Below are 16,589 nucleotides of genomic sequence, written 5' to 3'. Positions count from 1 at the left end.
CCTCGAATGAAAAATGTATTGAACCGGTCATTGCGTTTAGCCGTGACCGCTGCCTTTGCGACCTCACTGTTGACAGGATGCCCTGGCGACAAGCACGACTCCGCATCCGAACCGGCCCCAAGCACGACGCAGGCCCCGGCACCCACTCCCGCAGCCGTTCCGGCCGAAGCGACGCCTGATTACCGAGCCAAGCTGCTGGACCAAATCTCGGGGGTATGGAAGCCTTCTGTGGGCAAGGGTCTTCTCACTGTTTATGCTGCGAACAATGACGTGCAGATGTCCCGCGGCGATTCACTTTTGCCTGTGACGCTTGGCAACGTCGACCCGGAAAACGGCACCGTCAACATCAAGCTCATGCGCAACGGCAAGCCGGAAATCAATACGATCTCGGTGACATCGCAGGAAGATGCCACCACGATCAACATCACGTCGCCAGACGGCACGCAGCAAGATTTCGCCTTCGTTCGCAAGATCAGCAGCGACGACATGGATCGGCTCATCGCACTGAGAACGGCTCCATCGACGCCAGCGCCGCAAGTTCAGGCAGACGCGCCTGCCAATCGTGGCGTCGTCGATATGTGGCTCAGCCGGATCGACATGAACCTGCGTTCGTGCCCGGGATCGAGCTGCTCCGCGCTGATCGTCATCCCGAAGAACTCGAAAGTAAGCGTGGATACATCGACAGTTCGCAACGTCACGGAGGCGGCCGGTCAGCAAACACCGTGGGTACGGGTGACCTATGAAGGCGCATACTGCAAACCGGAAGAAACGGATAAAGACGCCGGCTGTACGCCTTATAAGGGAACGGACGCGCCGGCGACTGGCTGGATGAACTACACGCGACTGCTTGCAGCACCGCTGCCGCAGCAATAAGCAAACCAAACGGGCCGCGCAATGCGGCTCGTTCAAATCGACTTACGAGAGCAAGGCTCTCACTGAAACGCCACCTCCGCAAAGCTGCGCAACTTCCGGCTGTGCAACCGCGACAGGCCATTCATGCGCAGCAGTTCCATTGCCTTCACGCCGATCTGCAAATGCTGATCCACTTGCGCACGATAAAACTGATCGGCCATGCCCGGCAGCTTGAGTTCGCCATGCAGCGGTTTGTCCGACACGCATAGCAACGTCCCATAAGGCACGCGGAACCGGAAGCCGTTCGCGGCGATGGTCGCGCTTTCCATATCGAGCGCGATCGCGCGGCTTTGCGACAGCCGCTGCACCGGCTCGCGATGATCGCGCAATTCCCAATTCCGATTGTCCACGCTCGCGACGGTGCCCGTGCGCATCACGCGCTTCAGTTCCACGCCTTCGAGTTGCGTCACCTGCGCCACGGCCTTTTCGAGCGCGACCTGCACTTCCGCCAGCGCGGGAATCGGCACCCACAGCGGCAGGTCGTCATCCAGTACGTGATCCTCGCGCACATAGCCGTGCGCCAGCACGTAATCGCCCAGACGCTGCGTGTTCCGCAAGCCCGCGCAATGCCCGAGCATGACCCACGCGTGCGGACGCAGCACCGCGATGTGATCCGTAATGGTCTTTGCGTTCGACGGCCCCACGCCGATGTTCACCATCGTGATGCCGCTGCCATCCGCGCGCTTCAGGTGATACGCGGGCATCTGCGGCAGACGCGCGATTGGCGCGCCTTCCTCCGGTTGCTCGCCGAGATTGGCGTTGTAGGTGACGACATCGCCCGGTTCGACGAATGACGAATACTCGCTGCGATACGCGCGCGTTTCCTCGTCATCCGCGCGCGACATCAGCGTGCGGCCGAGCTTCACGAACTCGTCGATATAGAACTGGTAATTCGTATAAAGCACGTAGTTCTGAAAATGCGTGGGGGAAGTCGCCGTGTAGTGCCGCAGCCGATGCAGCGAAAAATCCACCCGCGCCGCCGTGAAGAGCGCAAGCGGATGAGGCTCGCCCGCGGCGGGCTCATACGTGCCGTTCACGATGCGGTCGTCGAGCAGCGCGAGGTCCGGGGTATCGAAGACATTGCGCATGGCGAGCAGGCGATCGCGGTCGAGATCGCCTTCGAGATGGATGCCTTCGGCGAACGCGAAGTGAATAGGAATGGGTTGCGCCGACACGCCCACTTCAATGCCCACATGATGGTTCTTCGTCAAGAGCCGCAACTGCTCGCGATAATAATCGCCAAAGAGATCCGGACGCGTGAGCGTAGTTTCGAAGATGCCGGGCCCGGCGACGAAACCATACGAGCGCCGCGAGTCGATCTGCGTGTTGAGCTCGGTACGCACGCGCACGAACGGATAGCACGCGCGCACGCGATGCGTGAACTGCTCGTTGCGCCGATACCGCGCGAACGCGTCGCGCAGGAAAGCGGTGTTGGCTTCGTAGATGGCGGAGACCCGCGAGACGGCGGCTGCGGGGTCGTCGAATGATTCGGTTGGGAAGTCGTTTGCAGGCGTTCCCTGAGTGGTCTGAGTCCGGTCGTTTGTCATGATCTTGTATGCGTGTCTGATGCCCTCGTAGTCATCGACATTAACACGGAAGCATGCAAGAACCATGAAGCCCCCGCGCCGCGCAAGTGCGTGCGAACACGGCGCGCAACAGCTTTTTGAACGTTCCGGCCGAAATCCGTGAAGCAGCGCAAAATAAGGCGTTGCGCCGGCATGGGGTTCGCGTTTTGCTAGAATCCGGCCATCGCCTGGAGAACTGACATGAAGCCGCTCTATTTCGCCGCCGCCGCGGCCATCCTTGCCGTCGCAAGTGTAGGCGCCACGGCGCAAACCCTCCAGGCCGAGCAGGCGGGCGCACAGCCACAAATGTCGCAGGAAGAAGCCGCTGGCCTGCCTGATCTGAAGGCCATCAACCGCCCGCCCGCGAACGCGAGTTCGAAGGTCGAAATTTCGCCGCCGCGCATGCCGAGCTTCCACGAACTCAGCACCAACGGCACCGAGATCACCGAGTATCGCGACAAGGGCAAGCCCGTCGAGATCAACGTGCATTCGAACTTCGGCACGCGCTATCAGATGAGTTCGCCTTACGACACCTCGCCGCAAGTCCGCGATAACGGCAAGGCAAGCACACGCCTGCCATCGGTGAGCGTGCGTTACTGATCCTCGGGTCGATTTGCGCCCGCTCGTCTGAGCGGGCGTCTTCACGCAGTGCTCACGCGACTGCGCCGTTCACCGGCCCGCCACGGGCTTCTCAACCTGACCCAAGTTTCTGCATGGCCGTATTCACCCCCGTCTCTGACGCCGAACTCGGCGACTGGCTGCAACACTACGATCTCGGCGATGTCGTCGAATTGCGCGGCATCCAGTCGGGCATCGAGAACAGCAACTTTTTTCTTACGACCACGCGCGGCGAATACGTGCTCACGATCTTCGAGAATCTCACGGCGACGCAACTGCCGTTCTATCTCGATCTGATGCGCCATCTGGCCGCGCATCGCGTGCCGGTTCCCGATCCCATGCCGCGCAGCGACGGCTCGCTCTTCGGCATACTGCACGGCAAGCCCGCTGCCATCGTCACGAAACTCGAAGGCGCGCCGGAACTCAAGCCGACGCCCGCGCATTGCATCGAAGTCGGTCAGATGCTCGCGCGCATGCATCTCGCCGGGCGCGATTTTCCGCGGCATCAGCCGAACTTGCGCAGCCTCGCGTGGTGGCAGGAGAACTTGCCGGCCATCGTTGACTTCCTGAGCGCGCCGCAGCGCGAACTGATCGAATCCGAGCTTGTGCATCAGGCCGCGTTTTTCACGTCGGCGGACTACGCCGCGCTGCCGGACGGACCGTGCCACTGCGATCTGTTTCGCGACAACGTGCTGTTCGCGCCGGGCCGCGATCACGCACGGCTCGGCGGGTTCTTCGACTTCTACTTCGCGGGCGTCGACAAGTGGCTCTTCGACGTCGCCGTGACCGTGAACGACTGGTGCGTCGATCTCGAAAGCGGCGCGCTCGACCCCGCGCGTGTCGACGCAATGCTGCGCGCTTATCAAACCGTGCGCCCCTTCACGCCCGCCGAGGAACGCCACTGGAACGACATGCTGCGCGCCGGCGCCATGCGCTTCTGGGTCTCGCGCCTGTACGATTTTTACCGTCCGCGCGAGGCGCAGATGTTGAAACCGCACGATCCCGGCCATTTCGAACGCATTCTGCGCGAGCGCGTCAAAGCCGCTGCCAGCCTCAATCAGTAACCTTCCACTCTGCTCATGCGACTGATCGAAGTTCCCGCCAAGACCGGCTATGTATGGTTCCGCCAGGGCATCTGGCTGTTCCGCCGCAATCCGTTTGCGTTTCTCACCGTGTTCTTCGCTTATCTGTTCGTGATGACGCTGATTTCGCGCGTGCCGCTCATCGGACCGCTGTTGCCGTTGCTATTCATTCCGGGCATCGCGGTAGGTTTCATGGCCGCCTGCCGCGATACCATCGCGGGCAAGCCCGTTTGGCCGACCGTTCTCGTCGATGGCTTCCGCTCCTACGGCACCGTGGTCGCGCGCCGTCTGCTCGCGCTCGGCGCGATCTACGTCGTGGCGATGGCGGTAATCTTCGCGGCATCGGCACTGGTCGACGGCGGCACGCTGCTCGGCCTGATGATGGGCGACGGCCCCGCCGGCGACCCCGAAACCGTGGCCGCGAGCTTCAGCCCGCTCGCCGTGCTGGTGGCGATGGCCTGCTACATCCCAGTGGCCATGCTGTTCTGGTTCGCGCCCATTCTCGTTGCATGGCACGACGTGACGCCCGCGAAGGCGCTGTTCTTCAGCCTCGTGTCGTGCTGGCGTAATCGCGGCGCCTTCGTGCTTTACGGCGTGTTGTGGATTGCCGTGGCGCTTGCCGTATCGTTTGGCCTGACCGCGCTGATGCAGGCGCTCGGCGTGAGCCAGGAGATGGCGTTGGCGGTGCTCATGCCCGCGTCGATTCTCGTCACGACCGCGCTCTACTGCTCGTTCTATGCGACTTATCGCGGCTGCTTCGGCGTGCAGTCGCCGGACACGCCGGATATGCCTAATGCATCGGATACACCGGGCATCTGATGCCCCGAATCCTCGCGCGCGAAGCGTTTTCCGTACACTAACGTCATTGGCCGATACGGCCTTTTGCGGCGCTTCGCCATGACCTCGCCCGACGACTTCCCGCTCGAACTCGATCAGCAAATCTGCTTCGCGCTCTATTCGACATCGCTCGCGATGACGAAAACCTACAAGCCGATGCTCGACAAACTCGGCCTCACCTATCCGCAGTATCTGGCGATGCTCGTGCTGTGGGAAAGCGACAATCTCACCGTAAAGGAAATCGCCGCGCGCCTGTCGCTCGATTCCGCCACGCTCACGCCGCTGCTCAAGCGCCTGGAGGCGCAGGGGTACGTCGAGCGCATGCGCGGCGTCGAGGACGAACGGCAGGTGCACGTGCGCTTGACGGCGCAAGGCCGGTCGCTGCGGCAATCCGCGCGTGCCATTCCGCCTGAGATCTTTTGCGCGGCTGGATCGGATGTCGACGAATTAGTGCGCCTGCGCAGCGATCTGGTCAGGCTGCGCGCATCGCTCAACGAGTATCTAGAACGCTGATAGCCATTCCCTAATCGCATCTTGACCAAAATTTAATTTGCACGATAATGATTAGCGCGATATATTTCTATCCGTGGTCGACGCAATGATGACCCGACAGTCAAGTCCAACCCTTCCGCGCCGAACAAGGCGACGAATTCAAGGAGAAAAGCGATGAGCATCCTGTACAAGGCAACCGCGACGAGCACCGGTGGACGCGACGGACGCGCGGTGTCATCCGACGAACAACTGAACGTGAAGTTGAGCGCACCGAAGGCCTTGGGCGGCACGGGCGCAGAAGGAACGAATCCTGAACAATTGTTCGCGGCGGGCTACTCGGCGTGCTTTCTTTCCGCGATGAAATTTGTCGCCGGCCAGCAAAAGCGTACGGTTCCGGCGGATACGACCGTCACCGCCGACGTGGGCGTCGGCCCGAACGATGCGGGCGGCTTTGCGCTGGATATCGAATTGCGCATCGCGCTGCCGGGACTTGACCGAGCGGAAGCACAAGCGCTCGTCGATGCGGCTCACAAAGTTTGCCCGTATTCGAACGCGACGCGCAACAACGTCGATGTGCGCGTGAAGCTCGTCTGAGCGAGTCGAACAAAAAGAAAATGCCGGCTCACGAAGCCGGCATTTTCTTGGGCGTTGCAAATGAAAAAAGCCGCTGGACAATTCCTGCGGCTTTTTTACTTACGCTTCGAAAGCATACTGCTCAGTTCGCCATCCACGTCGGATGACGCGTGCCAGCGCGCTGATCCAGGCGCTTCATGCGATATTCGAGATCATAAATGTCGGTGGCTTCGGCCAAATATGCGTCGTCGCGTTCGCGATCGCGTTGGTCGGCGGACTTCGTCAGAAACAGGAAAATGCGGCTGAGCAGGAACATGGTGGGCCTCGCTTGGATACTGGGGTAACTACCTATGGATGTAACTATAGGGTAATCCCTGATCCGACGCAAGTCTTATCGGCTAGATTCCTGATACTAAAGACTAATTTGCAACACTTGAAATTGTCGCGCGGACTGCTCTAAGCAACGAAAGCCGCGCGCGCGGACTCGCTGGAACGGCGTTGATGTTTGAAGAACTCCCACATCACGGCTGACGAGTCCGGACCCTTGGCTGAATGGAAAGCCACGGTATCGTCGCCGCCCGCCCACGCGTGGCCCAATCCGCGAACGACCACGCTCTTGACGACGCGCCGGCCATTCTTGAAGTAGTCGCGCACGACGCCATCCGCTTGCTTCTCTTCACGCAATTCGCCTGCGCGCGGAACACCAGCGGCATCGACGAAACCGTTGAGACGCAAAAATTGTTGCGTCAATTGTGCGGCGTTGGACGGCGACACGACCGAATCCAACTCGCCGTGGACGATGATCGCCGGCATTCCGGGATATTCGCGCGTGTCGACGGCAGCATCGACGAGCGTGACGGGGTCGTTGCGACTGCCGCGACGCATGACATCCATCGCGCCGATTGCTGAACTAGCCTCGCCGAACACTACCCCAGAGTGCAAGCCGACAGCGGCGAACAGTTGCGGATATCGCACCGCCAACAAGGCGGACATGCCAGCACCCGCCGACATGCCGGCGAGATAGACGCGCTCGGCGTCGAAACCATGCTCGGCGACGACCGCCTTGACCAGCGATACGATCGACGCCGCCTCGCCGCCGCCTCCATTGCCGGACGCGTCGTACCAGCGCCAGCAACGATGCGCATGATCATGCTTAGACTGTTCGGGATACAGCACGGCGAAACCAAACTTGTCGGCGAGAAGATTGAGGCGCGTTCCTTGCGCAAAATCATCGGCATTCTGCTGACAGCCGTGCAACATGACGACGAGCGGCACTCGGTCGAGTTCGGCTTGCGGCGGCGTGTACAGCGCGTACGAAACATGGTTGACGAAGCGTCCGCCCGTCGGCGGCGCGGAATGATAGGAACGCATCCACTTCCCCAAAGCCCAGGCGGACGCGCGCGGACGAACTCGCGACTCCCGCGCCGTCGGCTGCGCACCAAGGCCTGAGCCACTGCGCACAGTGGCTGCCTTGGTAGCAGCGCCCGACTTGAGTTTTGTCTTGACGCTTTTCGGTCGGGCTGGCTTTGTTGAGGGACGCGACTTCGGCACACGCAAGGGTTCGACTTGACTGGCGACCAGGCGTCTCAAGCCACGCAACCAGAGCTTGGTAAGGCTTTTCGACATTTGGCTGGGTCCTCTACGAATAAGCGAATCAGAAGGCACTTTGTTTTGGTGATGACAAGACGTGCCCGGTTGTGCATCGCACAATAACATCAAAAAGAAGGTTTCGAGCGACTCGAAAACTCATATATCGGGACGAATTGCAAGGCAATCAAGGCGAAAGAGAAGTTTTAACCGAAGTTACACGACGTAACTGACATCATTTTTTCGGCCGAGTCGCATAATTAGGGATTGTCCCAGCAGGTATACTCCAAGGTCTTCGCCACGCAGTCGTGACAGCCGGTGCGAGATGCACGCTCCATGTCGCACCGCAGCAACCTATATTCCCAAGCTCTGCAATGAACCTTGTTCCATCAGCCTCAACCTGGTTTTTCGTTACCGCTTTCGGCAGCGTCGGCGTCATGGCGCCGTTGGCGGTCGTGGTTGCGGCGTGGCTCGCCGTCGGCTACCGATGGAAATACGCGTGCGCGTGGCTCGGGTTGCTCGGTGTTGCCAGCGGACTCGTGGCGTTGAGCAAGATCGCGTTTATCGGTTGGGGAATCGGCGTGCGCGATCTGGATTTCACCGGCATCAGCGGTCATGCGTTGATGTCGACGGCTGTACTGCCGGTTGCGCTATTCGTCGCCGCGTTGTCGATGCGCGCGTCGTTGCGCGTCACAGCGATCGTGCTGGGACTTGTTATTGGCGTAATGGTGGGCGTGTCGCGTGTCGTGCTGAACGCGCATTCGATCTCGGAAGTGGTCGCGGGAGGTTTGCTTGGCGCAGTGGTGGCCGTTGCTTTCGCGTGCATCGCGTGGCGGGCGCAAGCGGCGAAAACGCTATCACCGGGACCGGTCGCGGCGAGCCTGGCTGCGGTCGTGATCGCGTTGCATGGCGTGCCGGTGCCTACTCAGCAGTGGATCACGCAGATCGCGCTGGAACTGTCCGGCCACGAGCGGCCGTATATCCGGGCGCGCTGGAAAGTGCAAAACTATCGAATTCCAGCGCGTCGGACCGAGGCGCTGGCGGTGCCGTTCGCGGTTGCTTGAGCGGCCGCCTGAGCAGCCGCACTCTCTGCAAGCCTCAGTCGTTCACACCAATGATCACGCTGGAAGCCTTGATCACTGCAACGGCTTTCTGACCTTCTGCGAGGCCGAGTGTATCGGCGCTGCGGTTCGTGATGATCGCGGTCACGGTGGTTGCGTCGTCCAGCGTCAGTGTCACTTCGGCGTTCACGGCGCCCTTCGTCACACTCGCCACCGTGCCACGCAACTGATTGCGTGCCGAAATCTTCGCGGGCGCGTCTTCCATCAGCATGACCCACGACGCCTTGATGAGCGCGAACGCTTCGCTGCCTTCCTTGAGACCGAGCGATTCGGTGCTTTCGTGCGTAACCACGGCAACGATCGTCTGTCCACCCGGCAAGCCCAGTTCGATTTCGTCGTTCACCGCGCCGCGCGTGACTTTGGTGACTTTCCCCGCCAGTTGATTGCGTGCACTCGTTTTCATTCCTAGTCTCCCTATGAGTTGCCAGTCGCGGGCGAAGCCTTCCATAGCCATGCCCGCTTGTTGAAGAAACTTGCGATGTTCGCGTTCGACCGCTTGGTAGGTCTCGATGAGACGCCGCGCCGCCGATGTCAATGTGGTTCCGCCTCCGCCCCGCCCACCGCTCGCGGTAATCACGAGTGGCTCGCCAGCGAGATTGTTCATGGTGTCGACCGCATCCCAGGCCGCCTTGTAACTCATGCCGACGGCCTTTGCCGCCGCCGTGATCGATCCGTTATCGCGAATCGCCGCGAGCAGCGCAATACGCGCCGCGCCGCCAAGAGTCGCGTCGCCGCTTTGCAGCCAGACAGCGCCACCAACTGCCAATGATTCGGCCGTGGCGGAGGGTGCTGTTTCGTTCATCGATTGCCTCCTGCATCGCGTTGCGCATTATATCGGCGCGCGTACACGGCCACGAACGATAGGCCAGAAAGCCGTTTCAATTCATACGAATGCCAATCATTCTCGCAGTCACGAAATCGACACACGGTGAGTGAAACATGGCGCATTGCGCTTTCACCGATTCGCGCAAGCCCCGCTCAAGCCAAGGACGCGACATGAACGACTTTGCTCTTTCTACAGGCCGTCAGGGCCGCACCACCGGGCAACGGCTCGCCCTACTGCTCTTTCTAATCGCCATCGCGGCAGGCGCCGTTTATTGCGTCACGCATCTTTTCGAAGACCTCTCGCCCGTGCGCGAATCGTCAGCGTTTCCGTACATCTTGCTTGGCATTGCGCTTTTGATCGCGCTCGGCTTTGAGTTCGTCAATGGCTTTCACGATACCGCGAACGCCGTCGCCACCGTCATCTACACGCACTCGCTGACGCCGAATCTGGCTGTCGTCTGGTCCGGCGCGTGGAACTTCGTCGGCGTGCTGGTCTCGAGCGGCGCGGTGGCCTTCGGTATCCTGCAACTGCTGCCGGTGGAATTGATCATCGGCGTGGGGAGCTCGCAGGGCTTCGCGATGGTCTTTGCGCTCCTGATCGCGGCGATCATCTGGAACCTCGGCACGTGGGCGCTCGGCTTGCCGTCGTCCAGTTCGCATACGCTGATCGGCTCCGTGATCGGCGTCGGGCTGATGAACCAGATGCTGCACGGCGCGAACGGAACGTCCGGTGTCGATTGGGCGCAAGCGACCTCGGTCGGCAAGTCGCTGCTGCTTTCGCCGCTGGTCGGCTTTATCGCCGCGGGCTTTTTGCTCTACGTGATGAAACTGGTCGTGCGCGTGCCCGCGCTCTACAAGGAGCCGGAAAAGAACACGCCGCCGCCCTTCTGGATTCGCTGCCTGCTGATTCTCACCTGCACGGGCGTTTCGTTCGCGCACGGCTCCAACGACGGCCAGAAAGGCATGGGCCTCATCATGCTGATTTTGATCGGCACGGTGCCGACCGCTTACGCGCTCAACAAGGCCGTCACGGCCGAGGAAACGCAGACCTTCCTCTCGGTCAGCCACAACGCATCCGAAGTGCTGCAGCGTTACGCCGATGGCAAGCCTGCCGCCACGGATTCACGCGGCGCCGTCGAGCATTACGTGCAGACGAAGACGCTTGCGCCAGACACGGTTCCGTCGCTGAAAAATCTGATCGATTCCATCGATGCGAAAGTGCGTCCGAGCGAAACCATCGCCAATTTGCCGCAGGGAACGGTGCGCAACGTGCGTAACGACATGTACGTGGCATCGGAAGCGCTGCGTCTGATGGAAAAGCAAAAAGCGCCGGCCTTCACGAATGACGATTCCGCCGTGCTCACCAACTACAAGGCGCAGATCGATCACGCCACCAAGTTCATCCCGACCTGGGTGAAGGTTGCGGTGGCCGTCGCGCTCGGGCTTGGCACGATGGTCGGCTGGAAGCGCATCGTTGTGACGGTGGGCGAGCGTATCGGCAAGACGCATCTGACATATGGACAAGGCGCTTCGGCGGAACTGGTCGCGATGCTGACCATCGGCGCCGCCGACGTTTACGGCTTGCCGGTGAGCACGACACACGTGCTGTCGTCGGGCGTCGCGGGCACGATGGCCGCGAACGGCTCCGGTCTTCAATGGCGCACCGTGCGTAGTCTCGCGCTGGCTTGGGTGCTGACCTTGCCGGTGTCGATCATCCTCGCGGGCGGACTTTTCTGGGCCTTTCGCGGTATCTTCTAAGTGTTCGTTTCGCATCCGTTTCGCATCCCTTTCGCATCCTACGCAATTGCATGGCGCAGAGTCCGATCCGCGCCGTGCAAGTTTTGCCCACCCCCATCTGCATCGACTTCCTTTTCGACAATCCGCTTTAACCGCGCAACCGTTCGATTGCGCGTCTAGCCTTTATCCATAAGCCTGAGCCGCTGCGGCACAGCTATTGCTAAACACCACTCGTCGATCGCAACCCGACCGGCTGGCGGCCGAAAGCCGCCACTCGACGTGTCGCTGCGTGGGAGACCATGGCGGGGCCGGTTCAAGGCGATCTTTCGATAAGGAGAAGACAAAATGACGATCGGAACCATACTGCTGATTATCCTGATCTTGCTGCTGGTGGGAGCAATCCCGTCGTGGCCGCACAGCCGTAGCTGGGGTTACGGGCCGAGCGGTATCTTGGGCATCGTGCTGATCGTGGTCATCGTGCTGTTGCTCATGGGTCGCATATAACCGCCTGAACGGTTTGCAAACAACGTTCGAGACAGACCGCAAAACAAAAGGGGCGCTCAACCAATGTTGAGCGCCCCTTTGCTTTTGTAGCGAATCGATTTAAACCCGCGACTTAAACCCGCGATTAAAACTCGCGTTTCAAACCCGCATGACCTGTCCGTTTGGTTCGATCTTGCGCGGAATCACCGGTTCTGCCGGCTTGCGCGATGACGATGACGCCGACGGCCTGCTTGGTACCGCCGCAGCGCCCGACGATTCGACCGTGCCTTTATCCGCCACCTGCTTGACGGCCGTGGCGCCTTTGCGTTTCTTCTTCGCCGTGCTTTGCGCGGTGTTCTGCGTCGGCACACGCGCCTTGTTCTTGGACTTCGTGCTCTGGACCTCGGGCGGATTCCAGACTTCCGTGTAACGCTCGGCGGCAATAGCCGTGGATGAACCGAGCAAGACAGCGATGGTAAGCAATGCGAGCTTCAAGAGGTCCGCTCCGTGAATTAGTGATCCGCTCTGCGCGAGAGGATGGCGTCGAGCGACCGCTCGGAAGTGTCCAGTTCCAGCAGCGCGGCGTCCAGTCGGTCGAGCGCGCGGGCGGCGAACTGGCCGTCGTGTTGGTCGTCCGGTTCGACGCGCGTGGCGTCGAAAGCCGCATTGACGGCGCGTGTCGCGCGCATGAAACGTTCGAGCGCGGCGGCTTCGAGCGACTCGTTGCGTGGGTTCATCGGCAAACTCCTTGTTGCGGACAAGCTGTACGAATATACAGTAACCCGGCGGGATGCAAAACACTCCGCACGCGGCGTGGCAAAAATGCCAAACATCGCTTGACCACCGCGCGGCCGCCGTTTCTCACGTTTGAAGGCGGCATTTCGCCGCGTGCATGTCGACAAGCATTCGCGTTAAGCCGCGCTTAATTTTCGACGCACAAACTCAATCGCGCCCGAACCAGCGCCGCCTTCAACCGTTAGGCGACGAGCCGATCAGATGAGGAATGTGCCATGCCCGCCAATACCGCCGCGCGTCAGTCATTTGCCAACATTGCATCGACGATGCGCAAGCAGTCCGCGCTCAAGCTTCAGGAATGCCGCCTGTCGGAGCCGGTCGAACCGCCCTGGGGAACGGCGTATCGGACGATCGAATGGTCGCTGAAAAGCGATCCGCGTGTGCAGCGACGGGTGGTTCCGGCCGACTGCACCGCCTCCGAATTGGCTGAAACACTACGGTCGCACGTGCCCGGCCGGTGCTACGGTCCATCGGACGAAGACTAAAAACGCCTTGTACTAATCCAGCAATGGACTATTATGAGTCTCAAGTTCCTTTATAGACTCAAAGATTATGCCATCTGCTGCACGCATCGCCTCGCCGGAGACAGGGCTTCCGCCGCCGCGTCTGGCTCCCGGCTTGGGCGAGCTATCCGCTGCCGGTCTGCGCGCTTTTTTGAATATCGCGCGGGACTGGTCGCTATCCATCGAAGAGCAGATCGTTTTGCTCGGCTCGCCGGGCCGCTCGACCTTCTTCAAATGGAAGAACGCGCCCGACTCGGCGCGGCTCACACGCGACACACTCGAACGCCTTTCGCTGATTCTCGGCATCTACAAGGCGCTGCAGATTCTGCTTCCTGAGCCGGCCGCCGCCGATACCTGGATCAAACGCCCCAATACCGCGCCGCCGTTCGGCGGCAGACCTGCGCTTGCTCGCATGCTGGCGGGCAATATCAGCGACCTTCTGGCGGTTCGGCAGTATCTGGATGCAATGCGAGGCGGATGGGCGTGATCGAAAACAAGGATGTGATTCAAGCCGCGGACTGGCGTACACGCTGGCCGCACGGCCAATTGGACTGGTCGCCGGCGTATCGGGTAATTCCCACGCGGTTTCCCGCCGTCAATCTGTTCGATCGCGTCGCGCGTCCGGAAGACTTCGAAGCGCTCTACGCGCTGGAAGCGATGACCAACGACCGCCTGCGTACCGAAGTCGGCGATCTCGATCTCGTTCCGCCCGACGAGCGCTGCTTCGGGCCGGGCTGCGGGCCGATCATGGCCGCGTTCACGCATCTGAACCCCAATGGCAGCCGCTTTTCCGACGGCAGCTACGGCGTGTTCTATTGCGGACGCGAACGGCAAACGGCTATCGCGGAGACGCGCTATCACTCGGGGCTATTTCTCGCGGCAACCAAGGAAGCGCCGCTTCGTCAGCAGATGCGCCTGTACACGGTGATCGCGCATGGCGAAGTGGTCGATCTGCGTGGAAATCGCATCGCGGAAGCGGGACTCGACGCGCGCATCCTCGATCCAGACGACTATGCGCCCGGCAAGGCGCTCGGACGCGCTATTCGGGCGGCGGGCGTGCCGGGCATTGCGTATCCGTCCGTGCGGGATACGCAGGGCGAATGTCTCGCCGCGCTGCACACCACGATGCTGCGCGACTGTCATCACGCGGCGTACCTGGAATACAACTGGAACGGCGAGACAGTCGACTATGTGTTCGAGTTGAATCAAGTGGGCTAGCGAATCAACTCATCGCCACGGCGGCCGGCGACCGCGTACGCGCGAGCTTCTTCGCGGCCGGCCGCGCCGCTTTCGGCCGAGTCTTGCGCACCACGGTAGATACCGCTTGCGCCGCCGCGCTCTTGCCGCTCGCCTTCAAACCGCCCGCACGCGCCTTTTTGCTCGATTCGGCGAGAAGGTTGGTCAGCCGCGCATCGTTCGGAACGGTACCCTTGCGGTTTTTGCGCGCGGCTTCGCGGGCGCGACGCTTCGCATCCTTTTCGAGGAAGATGGCAAGCGCAGCTTCGTCGGTCTTGAGGCCATGGCGACGCGATGCCTGCATCGATTCCGCCAGTTCGCCCGCTTCGAACGCCTCGATCACCGCCGGATGCACATAGCACTTGCGGCACACCGCCGGCGTATTGCGCAGCAGTTGCGACACTTCCTTGATGGTCCCGACGATGTGCTTGCGCGCCTCCGTCACCGTTTCCCATTGCAGCCGCCGCAGCGCCGCGAGCGCGAACACGCTGCCGGCCCACGTGCGATAGTCCTTCGCCGTGAAATCCGCGCCGGTGATCTCGCGCAGATAATCGTTGATATCTGATGAACTCACCGCGTGGCGCTCGCCATCGGCATCGAGGTATTGGAAAAGGTCTTGCCCCGGCAAATCCATGCAGCGCTTCACGATCTTGGCCACGCGCGCATCGCTGACGGAAACGTCGTGCTCGATCCCGCTCTTGCCGCGAAACCGGAAACGCAGCGTCCCCGACGACACCTTCAAATGGCGCTTGAGCAGCGTCGTCAGTCCATACGACTGGTTTTCCCGCGCATATTCCTCGCTGCCAACGCGCACGAGCGTCGTATCGAGCAAGCGCACCACCGTCGCGAGCACCTTGTCGCGCGGCATGCCGTCGAGGGCAAGATCACGCGTGACGCGGGCGCGCAGCTTAGGCAGCACCGCGCTGAACGCGAGCATGCGCTCGTATTTGGTGGCATCGCGCGTTTCGCGCCATTGCGGGTGATAGCGATATTGCTTGCGACCGCGCGCATCGCGGCCGGTGGCTTGCAAGTGGCCGTGCGCGTCCGGACAGATCCAGACATCGATATAAGCGGGCGGAATGGCCAGTGCGTTGATGCGGCGGATCTCCGCTTCATCGTCGATACGCTTGCCCTGCGTGTTGAAGAAGGCGAATTTCCCGTCGATCCATTCGCGCGTGTAGCCGCGACGCGAATCGTCCACATACCGAAGTCCGGGCGGCAGATCTTCGGGACAGCCTTGCGCGCCGCTGCCCGTAAGCACTTCGGCGACGCTCGCGCCGCCGCCTGCTTCATTACTTTTCGCAATCCGCGCCACGTCTGCCTCGCTTGTCTGCTCATGTTGATGGCAGGCTATCGAGCAACGTGCGTGCCTCGGGCACGTGCACGATCAGGGCAGCGCCAGCTCCCGCGCGCCTTCGGAGGCGGCCCAGCGCTCTTTGACCGACCAGCGTTCATCGGTGCCCGGCTGGACGATGGTCAACCGCCCTTCCGATGCGAACGCGCCGGTATCGATAAAGATCTGCGCGCCGACTTGTTTGACCACGCGCTGCGGCGTGTGTCCGCAGTACGTGGGCGAAAGTCCGCGTTGGCGCGCCGGGTCCACGCTGCCGAGCGCCAGGCCGCGGCCCCAAAGCATGTCGGTACGCGCCTGGTCGGAGAAATCGGCGGTGTCGAGATCGGCGTCGCTGCCGAAGAATTCCGCGTGCAGTACGTTGAAGCGCCGCGCCCCGTTGCCGACTATTCGCACGAGCGGCAACCTCGCCAAACGAATCGCGAGCGCTTCGAGTTGATCGTGCCCGAGCGTCTGCGCCCACGCCCCGCCAATGGCATACCACGCCTCGCGGCGCATGGTGCCGGTGGCAACCGCGATCAGCGATTCCTCGTGATTGCCCATCACCGGATAGAACCACGGCTTGTCGATCAGGTCGATGGCGGCGAGCGAATCCGTGCCGCGATCGATTAGATCGCCGACCGAGAACAGCCGGTCGCGGGCGCCGTCGAAGCCTATCTCGCGCAGGAGATAGCGCAGCGCGTCCACGCAGCCGTGCAGGTCGCCGACCACGAAATCGCGGCCAGTCTCGTTGGCTGGGTGCCGGCAAACGGCAGGTAAAGTAGGACCATTCATTCGAGCGATCTTAGCGTCAGTTAAACGGGGCGTGTGCGGCGTGGGTCGCTTTCATCACGCAAATGACGGTTGGAATACCGGTTCCCGGAATCTGCGTC

The 16,589-nt window shown here is 61.4% G+C and carries 20 protein-coding genes; 12 read left to right on the top strand and 8 right to left on the bottom strand.

Annotated features, from left to right (window positions below; all coding sequences use genetic code 11):
* Positions 1-6: 6 nt before the first annotated feature.
* On the top strand, positions 7-873 hold the full coding sequence (locus LDZ28_RS15000; RefSeq protein WP_244829173.1) for a hypothetical protein: 867 nt from the start codon (positions 7-9) through the stop codon (positions 871-873).
* Between the two features lie 59 nt (positions 874-932).
* On the opposite strand, the gene LDZ28_RS14995 is transcribed toward LDZ28_RS15000, so the two are convergent.
* Positions 933-2,459 (bottom strand): AMP nucleosidase, encoded by a 1,527-nt coding sequence (locus LDZ28_RS14995; protein WP_244829172.1) that lies wholly within the window; start codon positions 2,457-2,459, stop codon positions 933-935.
* 219 nt (positions 2,460-2,678) lie between these two features.
* Here LDZ28_RS14995 and LDZ28_RS14990 point away from each other — a divergent pair, with 219 nt between their 5' ends.
* The 5 genes from LDZ28_RS14990 to LDZ28_RS14970 all read left to right on the top strand — a co-directional run bounded on the left by LDZ28_RS14990 (position 2,679) and on the right by LDZ28_RS14970 (position 6,100).
* Positions 2,679-3,077, top strand: coding sequence for a hypothetical protein (locus LDZ28_RS14990; protein ID WP_244829171.1), 399 nt, complete (start codon positions 2,679-2,681; stop codon positions 3,075-3,077).
* Positions 3,078-3,190: 113 nt separating this feature from the next.
* Positions 3,191-4,159, top strand: coding sequence for a homoserine kinase (locus LDZ28_RS14985; RefSeq protein ID WP_244829170.1), 969 nt, complete (start codon positions 3,191-3,193; stop codon positions 4,157-4,159).
* 15 nt (positions 4,160-4,174) lie between these two features.
* A complete protein-coding gene (locus tag LDZ28_RS14980; RefSeq protein WP_244829169.1) occupies positions 4,175-4,996 on the top strand; it encodes a BPSS1780 family membrane protein in 822 nt (273 codons plus the stop codon).
* Between the two features lie 78 nt (positions 4,997-5,074).
* Positions 5,075-5,527 carry a MarR family winged helix-turn-helix transcriptional regulator gene (locus LDZ28_RS14975; protein WP_244829168.1) on the top strand — a complete coding sequence of 151 codons (453 nt, stop codon included), beginning with the start codon at positions 5,075-5,077 and terminating at the stop codon, positions 5,525-5,527.
* A 153-nt stretch (positions 5,528-5,680) separates the two neighbouring features.
* Positions 5,681-6,100 (top strand): organic hydroperoxide resistance protein, encoded by a 420-nt coding sequence (locus LDZ28_RS14970; RefSeq protein ID WP_244829167.1) that lies wholly within the window; start codon positions 5,681-5,683, stop codon positions 6,098-6,100.
* 121 nt (positions 6,101-6,221) lie between these two features.
* On the opposite strand, the gene LDZ28_RS14965 is transcribed toward LDZ28_RS14970, so the two are convergent.
* Together LDZ28_RS14965 and LDZ28_RS14960 are read right to left on the bottom strand one after the other, a co-directional pair.
* Positions 6,222-6,395, bottom strand: a complete 174-nt coding sequence (locus LDZ28_RS14965) for a DUF3563 family protein (protein WP_244829166.1) — start codon at positions 6,393-6,395, stop codon at positions 6,222-6,224.
* A 140-nt stretch (positions 6,396-6,535) separates the two neighbouring features.
* On the bottom strand, positions 6,536-7,705 hold the full coding sequence (locus LDZ28_RS14960; RefSeq protein WP_244829165.1) for a PHB depolymerase family esterase: 1,170 nt from the start codon (positions 7,703-7,705) through the stop codon (positions 6,536-6,538).
* Positions 7,706-8,040: 335 nt separating this feature from the next.
* Between LDZ28_RS14960 and LDZ28_RS14955 the strand changes: the two genes are divergently transcribed.
* A complete protein-coding gene (locus LDZ28_RS14955; protein WP_244829164.1) occupies positions 8,041-8,730 on the top strand; it encodes a phosphatase PAP2 family protein in 690 nt (229 codons plus the stop codon).
* Between the two features lie 34 nt (positions 8,731-8,764).
* On the opposite strand, the gene LDZ28_RS14950 is transcribed toward LDZ28_RS14955, so the two are convergent.
* The gene (locus tag LDZ28_RS14950) at positions 8,765-9,589 is read right to left on the bottom strand and encodes a TOBE domain-containing protein (protein ID WP_244829163.1); all 825 of its coding nucleotides are present in this window, start codon (positions 9,587-9,589) and stop codon (positions 8,765-8,767) included.
* A gap of 194 nt (positions 9,590-9,783) precedes the next feature.
* On the opposite strand from LDZ28_RS14950, the gene LDZ28_RS14945 reads away from it, so the two are divergent.
* Together LDZ28_RS14945 and LDZ28_RS14940 are read left to right on the top strand one after the other, a co-directional pair.
* The gene (locus tag LDZ28_RS14945; RefSeq protein ID WP_244829162.1) at positions 9,784-11,370 is read left to right on the top strand and encodes an inorganic phosphate transporter; all 1,587 of its coding nucleotides are present in this window, start codon (positions 9,784-9,786) and stop codon (positions 11,368-11,370) included.
* 324 nt (positions 11,371-11,694) lie between these two features.
* Positions 11,695-11,853 carry a DUF3309 family protein gene (locus LDZ28_RS14940; protein ID WP_244829161.1) on the top strand — a complete coding sequence of 53 codons (159 nt, stop codon included), beginning with the start codon at positions 11,695-11,697 and terminating at the stop codon, positions 11,851-11,853.
* Between the two features lie 138 nt (positions 11,854-11,991).
* On the opposite strand, the gene LDZ28_RS14935 is transcribed toward LDZ28_RS14940, so the two are convergent.
* Entirely contained in the window at positions 11,992-12,327 is a 336-nt protein-coding gene (locus tag LDZ28_RS14935) for a hypothetical protein (RefSeq protein ID WP_244829160.1), read from the bottom strand.
* Between the two features lie 17 nt (positions 12,328-12,344).
* Positions 12,345-12,569, bottom strand: a complete 225-nt coding sequence (locus LDZ28_RS14930; RefSeq protein ID WP_244829159.1) for a hypothetical protein — start codon at positions 12,567-12,569, stop codon at positions 12,345-12,347.
* Between the two features lie 273 nt (positions 12,570-12,842).
* Here LDZ28_RS14930 and LDZ28_RS14925 point away from each other — a divergent pair, with 273 nt between their 5' ends.
* The 3 genes from LDZ28_RS14925 (at position 12,843) to LDZ28_RS14915 (ending at position 14,348) form a co-directional block, all read left to right on the top strand.
* Positions 12,843-13,112 (top strand): DUF2866 domain-containing protein, encoded by a 270-nt coding sequence (locus LDZ28_RS14925; protein WP_244829158.1) that lies wholly within the window; start codon positions 12,843-12,845, stop codon positions 13,110-13,112.
* 67 nt (positions 13,113-13,179) lie between these two features.
* On the top strand, positions 13,180-13,617 hold the full coding sequence (locus LDZ28_RS14920) for an MbcA/ParS/Xre antitoxin family protein (protein ID WP_244829157.1): 438 nt from the start codon (positions 13,180-13,182) through the stop codon (positions 13,615-13,617).
* Positions 13,617-14,348 carry an RES family NAD+ phosphorylase gene (locus LDZ28_RS14915; RefSeq protein WP_370652224.1) on the top strand — a complete coding sequence of 244 codons (732 nt, stop codon included), beginning with the start codon at positions 13,617-13,619 and terminating at the stop codon, positions 14,346-14,348. The genes LDZ28_RS14920 and LDZ28_RS14915 overlap by 1 nt, the downstream gene beginning before the upstream one ends.
* Positions 14,349-14,352: 4 nt before the next feature.
* Here LDZ28_RS14915 and LDZ28_RS14910 read toward each other — a convergent pair whose 3' ends face one another.
* Together LDZ28_RS14910 and LDZ28_RS14905 are read right to left on the bottom strand one after the other, a co-directional pair.
* The gene (locus tag LDZ28_RS14910; protein ID WP_244829155.1) at positions 14,353-15,681 is read right to left on the bottom strand and encodes a DNA topoisomerase IB; all 1,329 of its coding nucleotides are present in this window, start codon (positions 15,679-15,681) and stop codon (positions 14,353-14,355) included.
* 72 nt (positions 15,682-15,753) lie between these two features.
* Entirely contained in the window at positions 15,754-16,491 is a 738-nt protein-coding gene (locus tag LDZ28_RS14905; protein ID WP_244829154.1) for a metallophosphoesterase, read from the bottom strand.
* Positions 16,492-16,589: the final 98 nt, after the last annotated feature.

Origin of the sequence: Caballeronia sp. TF1N1, from assembly GCF_022878925.1 — a bacterium.
In the GTDB taxonomy this organism is placed as follows: Bacteria; Pseudomonadota; Gammaproteobacteria; order Burkholderiales; family Burkholderiaceae; genus Caballeronia.
Note: the sequence above shows the minus strand (reverse complement) of the source record. Positions and strands in the feature narration are given on the sequence as shown.

What these genes read in the sequence shown, in the direction of transcription:
- LDZ28_RS15000 (WP_244829173.1), top strand. Translation starts at nt 7, where the DNA reads ATGAAAAATGTATTGAACCGGTCATTGCGTTTAGCCGTGACCGCTGCC.
- LDZ28_RS14995 (WP_244829172.1), bottom strand. Translation starts at nt 2,459, where the DNA reads ATGACAAACGACCGGACTCAGACCACTCAGGGAACGCCTGCAAACGAC.
- LDZ28_RS14990 (WP_244829171.1), top strand. Translation starts at nt 2,679, where the DNA reads ATGAAGCCGCTCTATTTCGCCGCCGCCGCGGCCATCCTTGCCGTCGCA.
- LDZ28_RS14985 (WP_244829170.1), top strand. Translation starts at nt 3,191, where the DNA reads ATGGCCGTATTCACCCCCGTCTCTGACGCCGAACTCGGCGACTGGCTG.
- LDZ28_RS14980 (WP_244829169.1), top strand. Translation starts at nt 4,175, where the DNA reads ATGCGACTGATCGAAGTTCCCGCCAAGACCGGCTATGTATGGTTCCGC.
- LDZ28_RS14975 (WP_244829168.1), top strand. Translation starts at nt 5,075, where the DNA reads ATGACCTCGCCCGACGACTTCCCGCTCGAACTCGATCAGCAAATCTGC.
- LDZ28_RS14970 (WP_244829167.1), top strand. Translation starts at nt 5,681, where the DNA reads ATGAGCATCCTGTACAAGGCAACCGCGACGAGCACCGGTGGACGCGAC.
- LDZ28_RS14965 (WP_244829166.1), bottom strand. Translation starts at nt 6,395, where the DNA reads ATGTTCCTGCTCAGCCGCATTTTCCTGTTTCTGACGAAGTCCGCCGAC.
- LDZ28_RS14960 (WP_244829165.1), bottom strand. Translation starts at nt 7,705, where the DNA reads ATGTCGAAAAGCCTTACCAAGCTCTGGTTGCGTGGCTTGAGACGCCTG.
- LDZ28_RS14955 (WP_244829164.1), top strand. Translation starts at nt 8,041, where the DNA reads ATGAACCTTGTTCCATCAGCCTCAACCTGGTTTTTCGTTACCGCTTTC.
- LDZ28_RS14950 (WP_244829163.1), bottom strand. Translation starts at nt 9,589, where the DNA reads ATGAACGAAACAGCACCCTCCGCCACGGCCGAATCATTGGCAGTTGGT.
- LDZ28_RS14945 (WP_244829162.1), top strand. Translation starts at nt 9,784, where the DNA reads ATGAACGACTTTGCTCTTTCTACAGGCCGTCAGGGCCGCACCACCGGG.
- LDZ28_RS14940 (WP_244829161.1), top strand. Translation starts at nt 11,695, where the DNA reads ATGACGATCGGAACCATACTGCTGATTATCCTGATCTTGCTGCTGGTG.
- LDZ28_RS14930 (WP_244829159.1), bottom strand. Translation starts at nt 12,569, where the DNA reads ATGAACCCACGCAACGAGTCGCTCGAAGCCGCCGCGCTCGAACGTTTC.
- LDZ28_RS14925 (WP_244829158.1), top strand. Translation starts at nt 12,843, where the DNA reads ATGCCCGCCAATACCGCCGCGCGTCAGTCATTTGCCAACATTGCATCG.
- LDZ28_RS14920 (WP_244829157.1), top strand. Translation starts at nt 13,180, where the DNA reads ATGCCATCTGCTGCACGCATCGCCTCGCCGGAGACAGGGCTTCCGCCG.
- LDZ28_RS14905 (WP_244829154.1), bottom strand. Translation starts at nt 16,491, where the DNA reads ATGAATGGTCCTACTTTACCTGCCGTTTGCCGGCACCCAGCCAACGAG.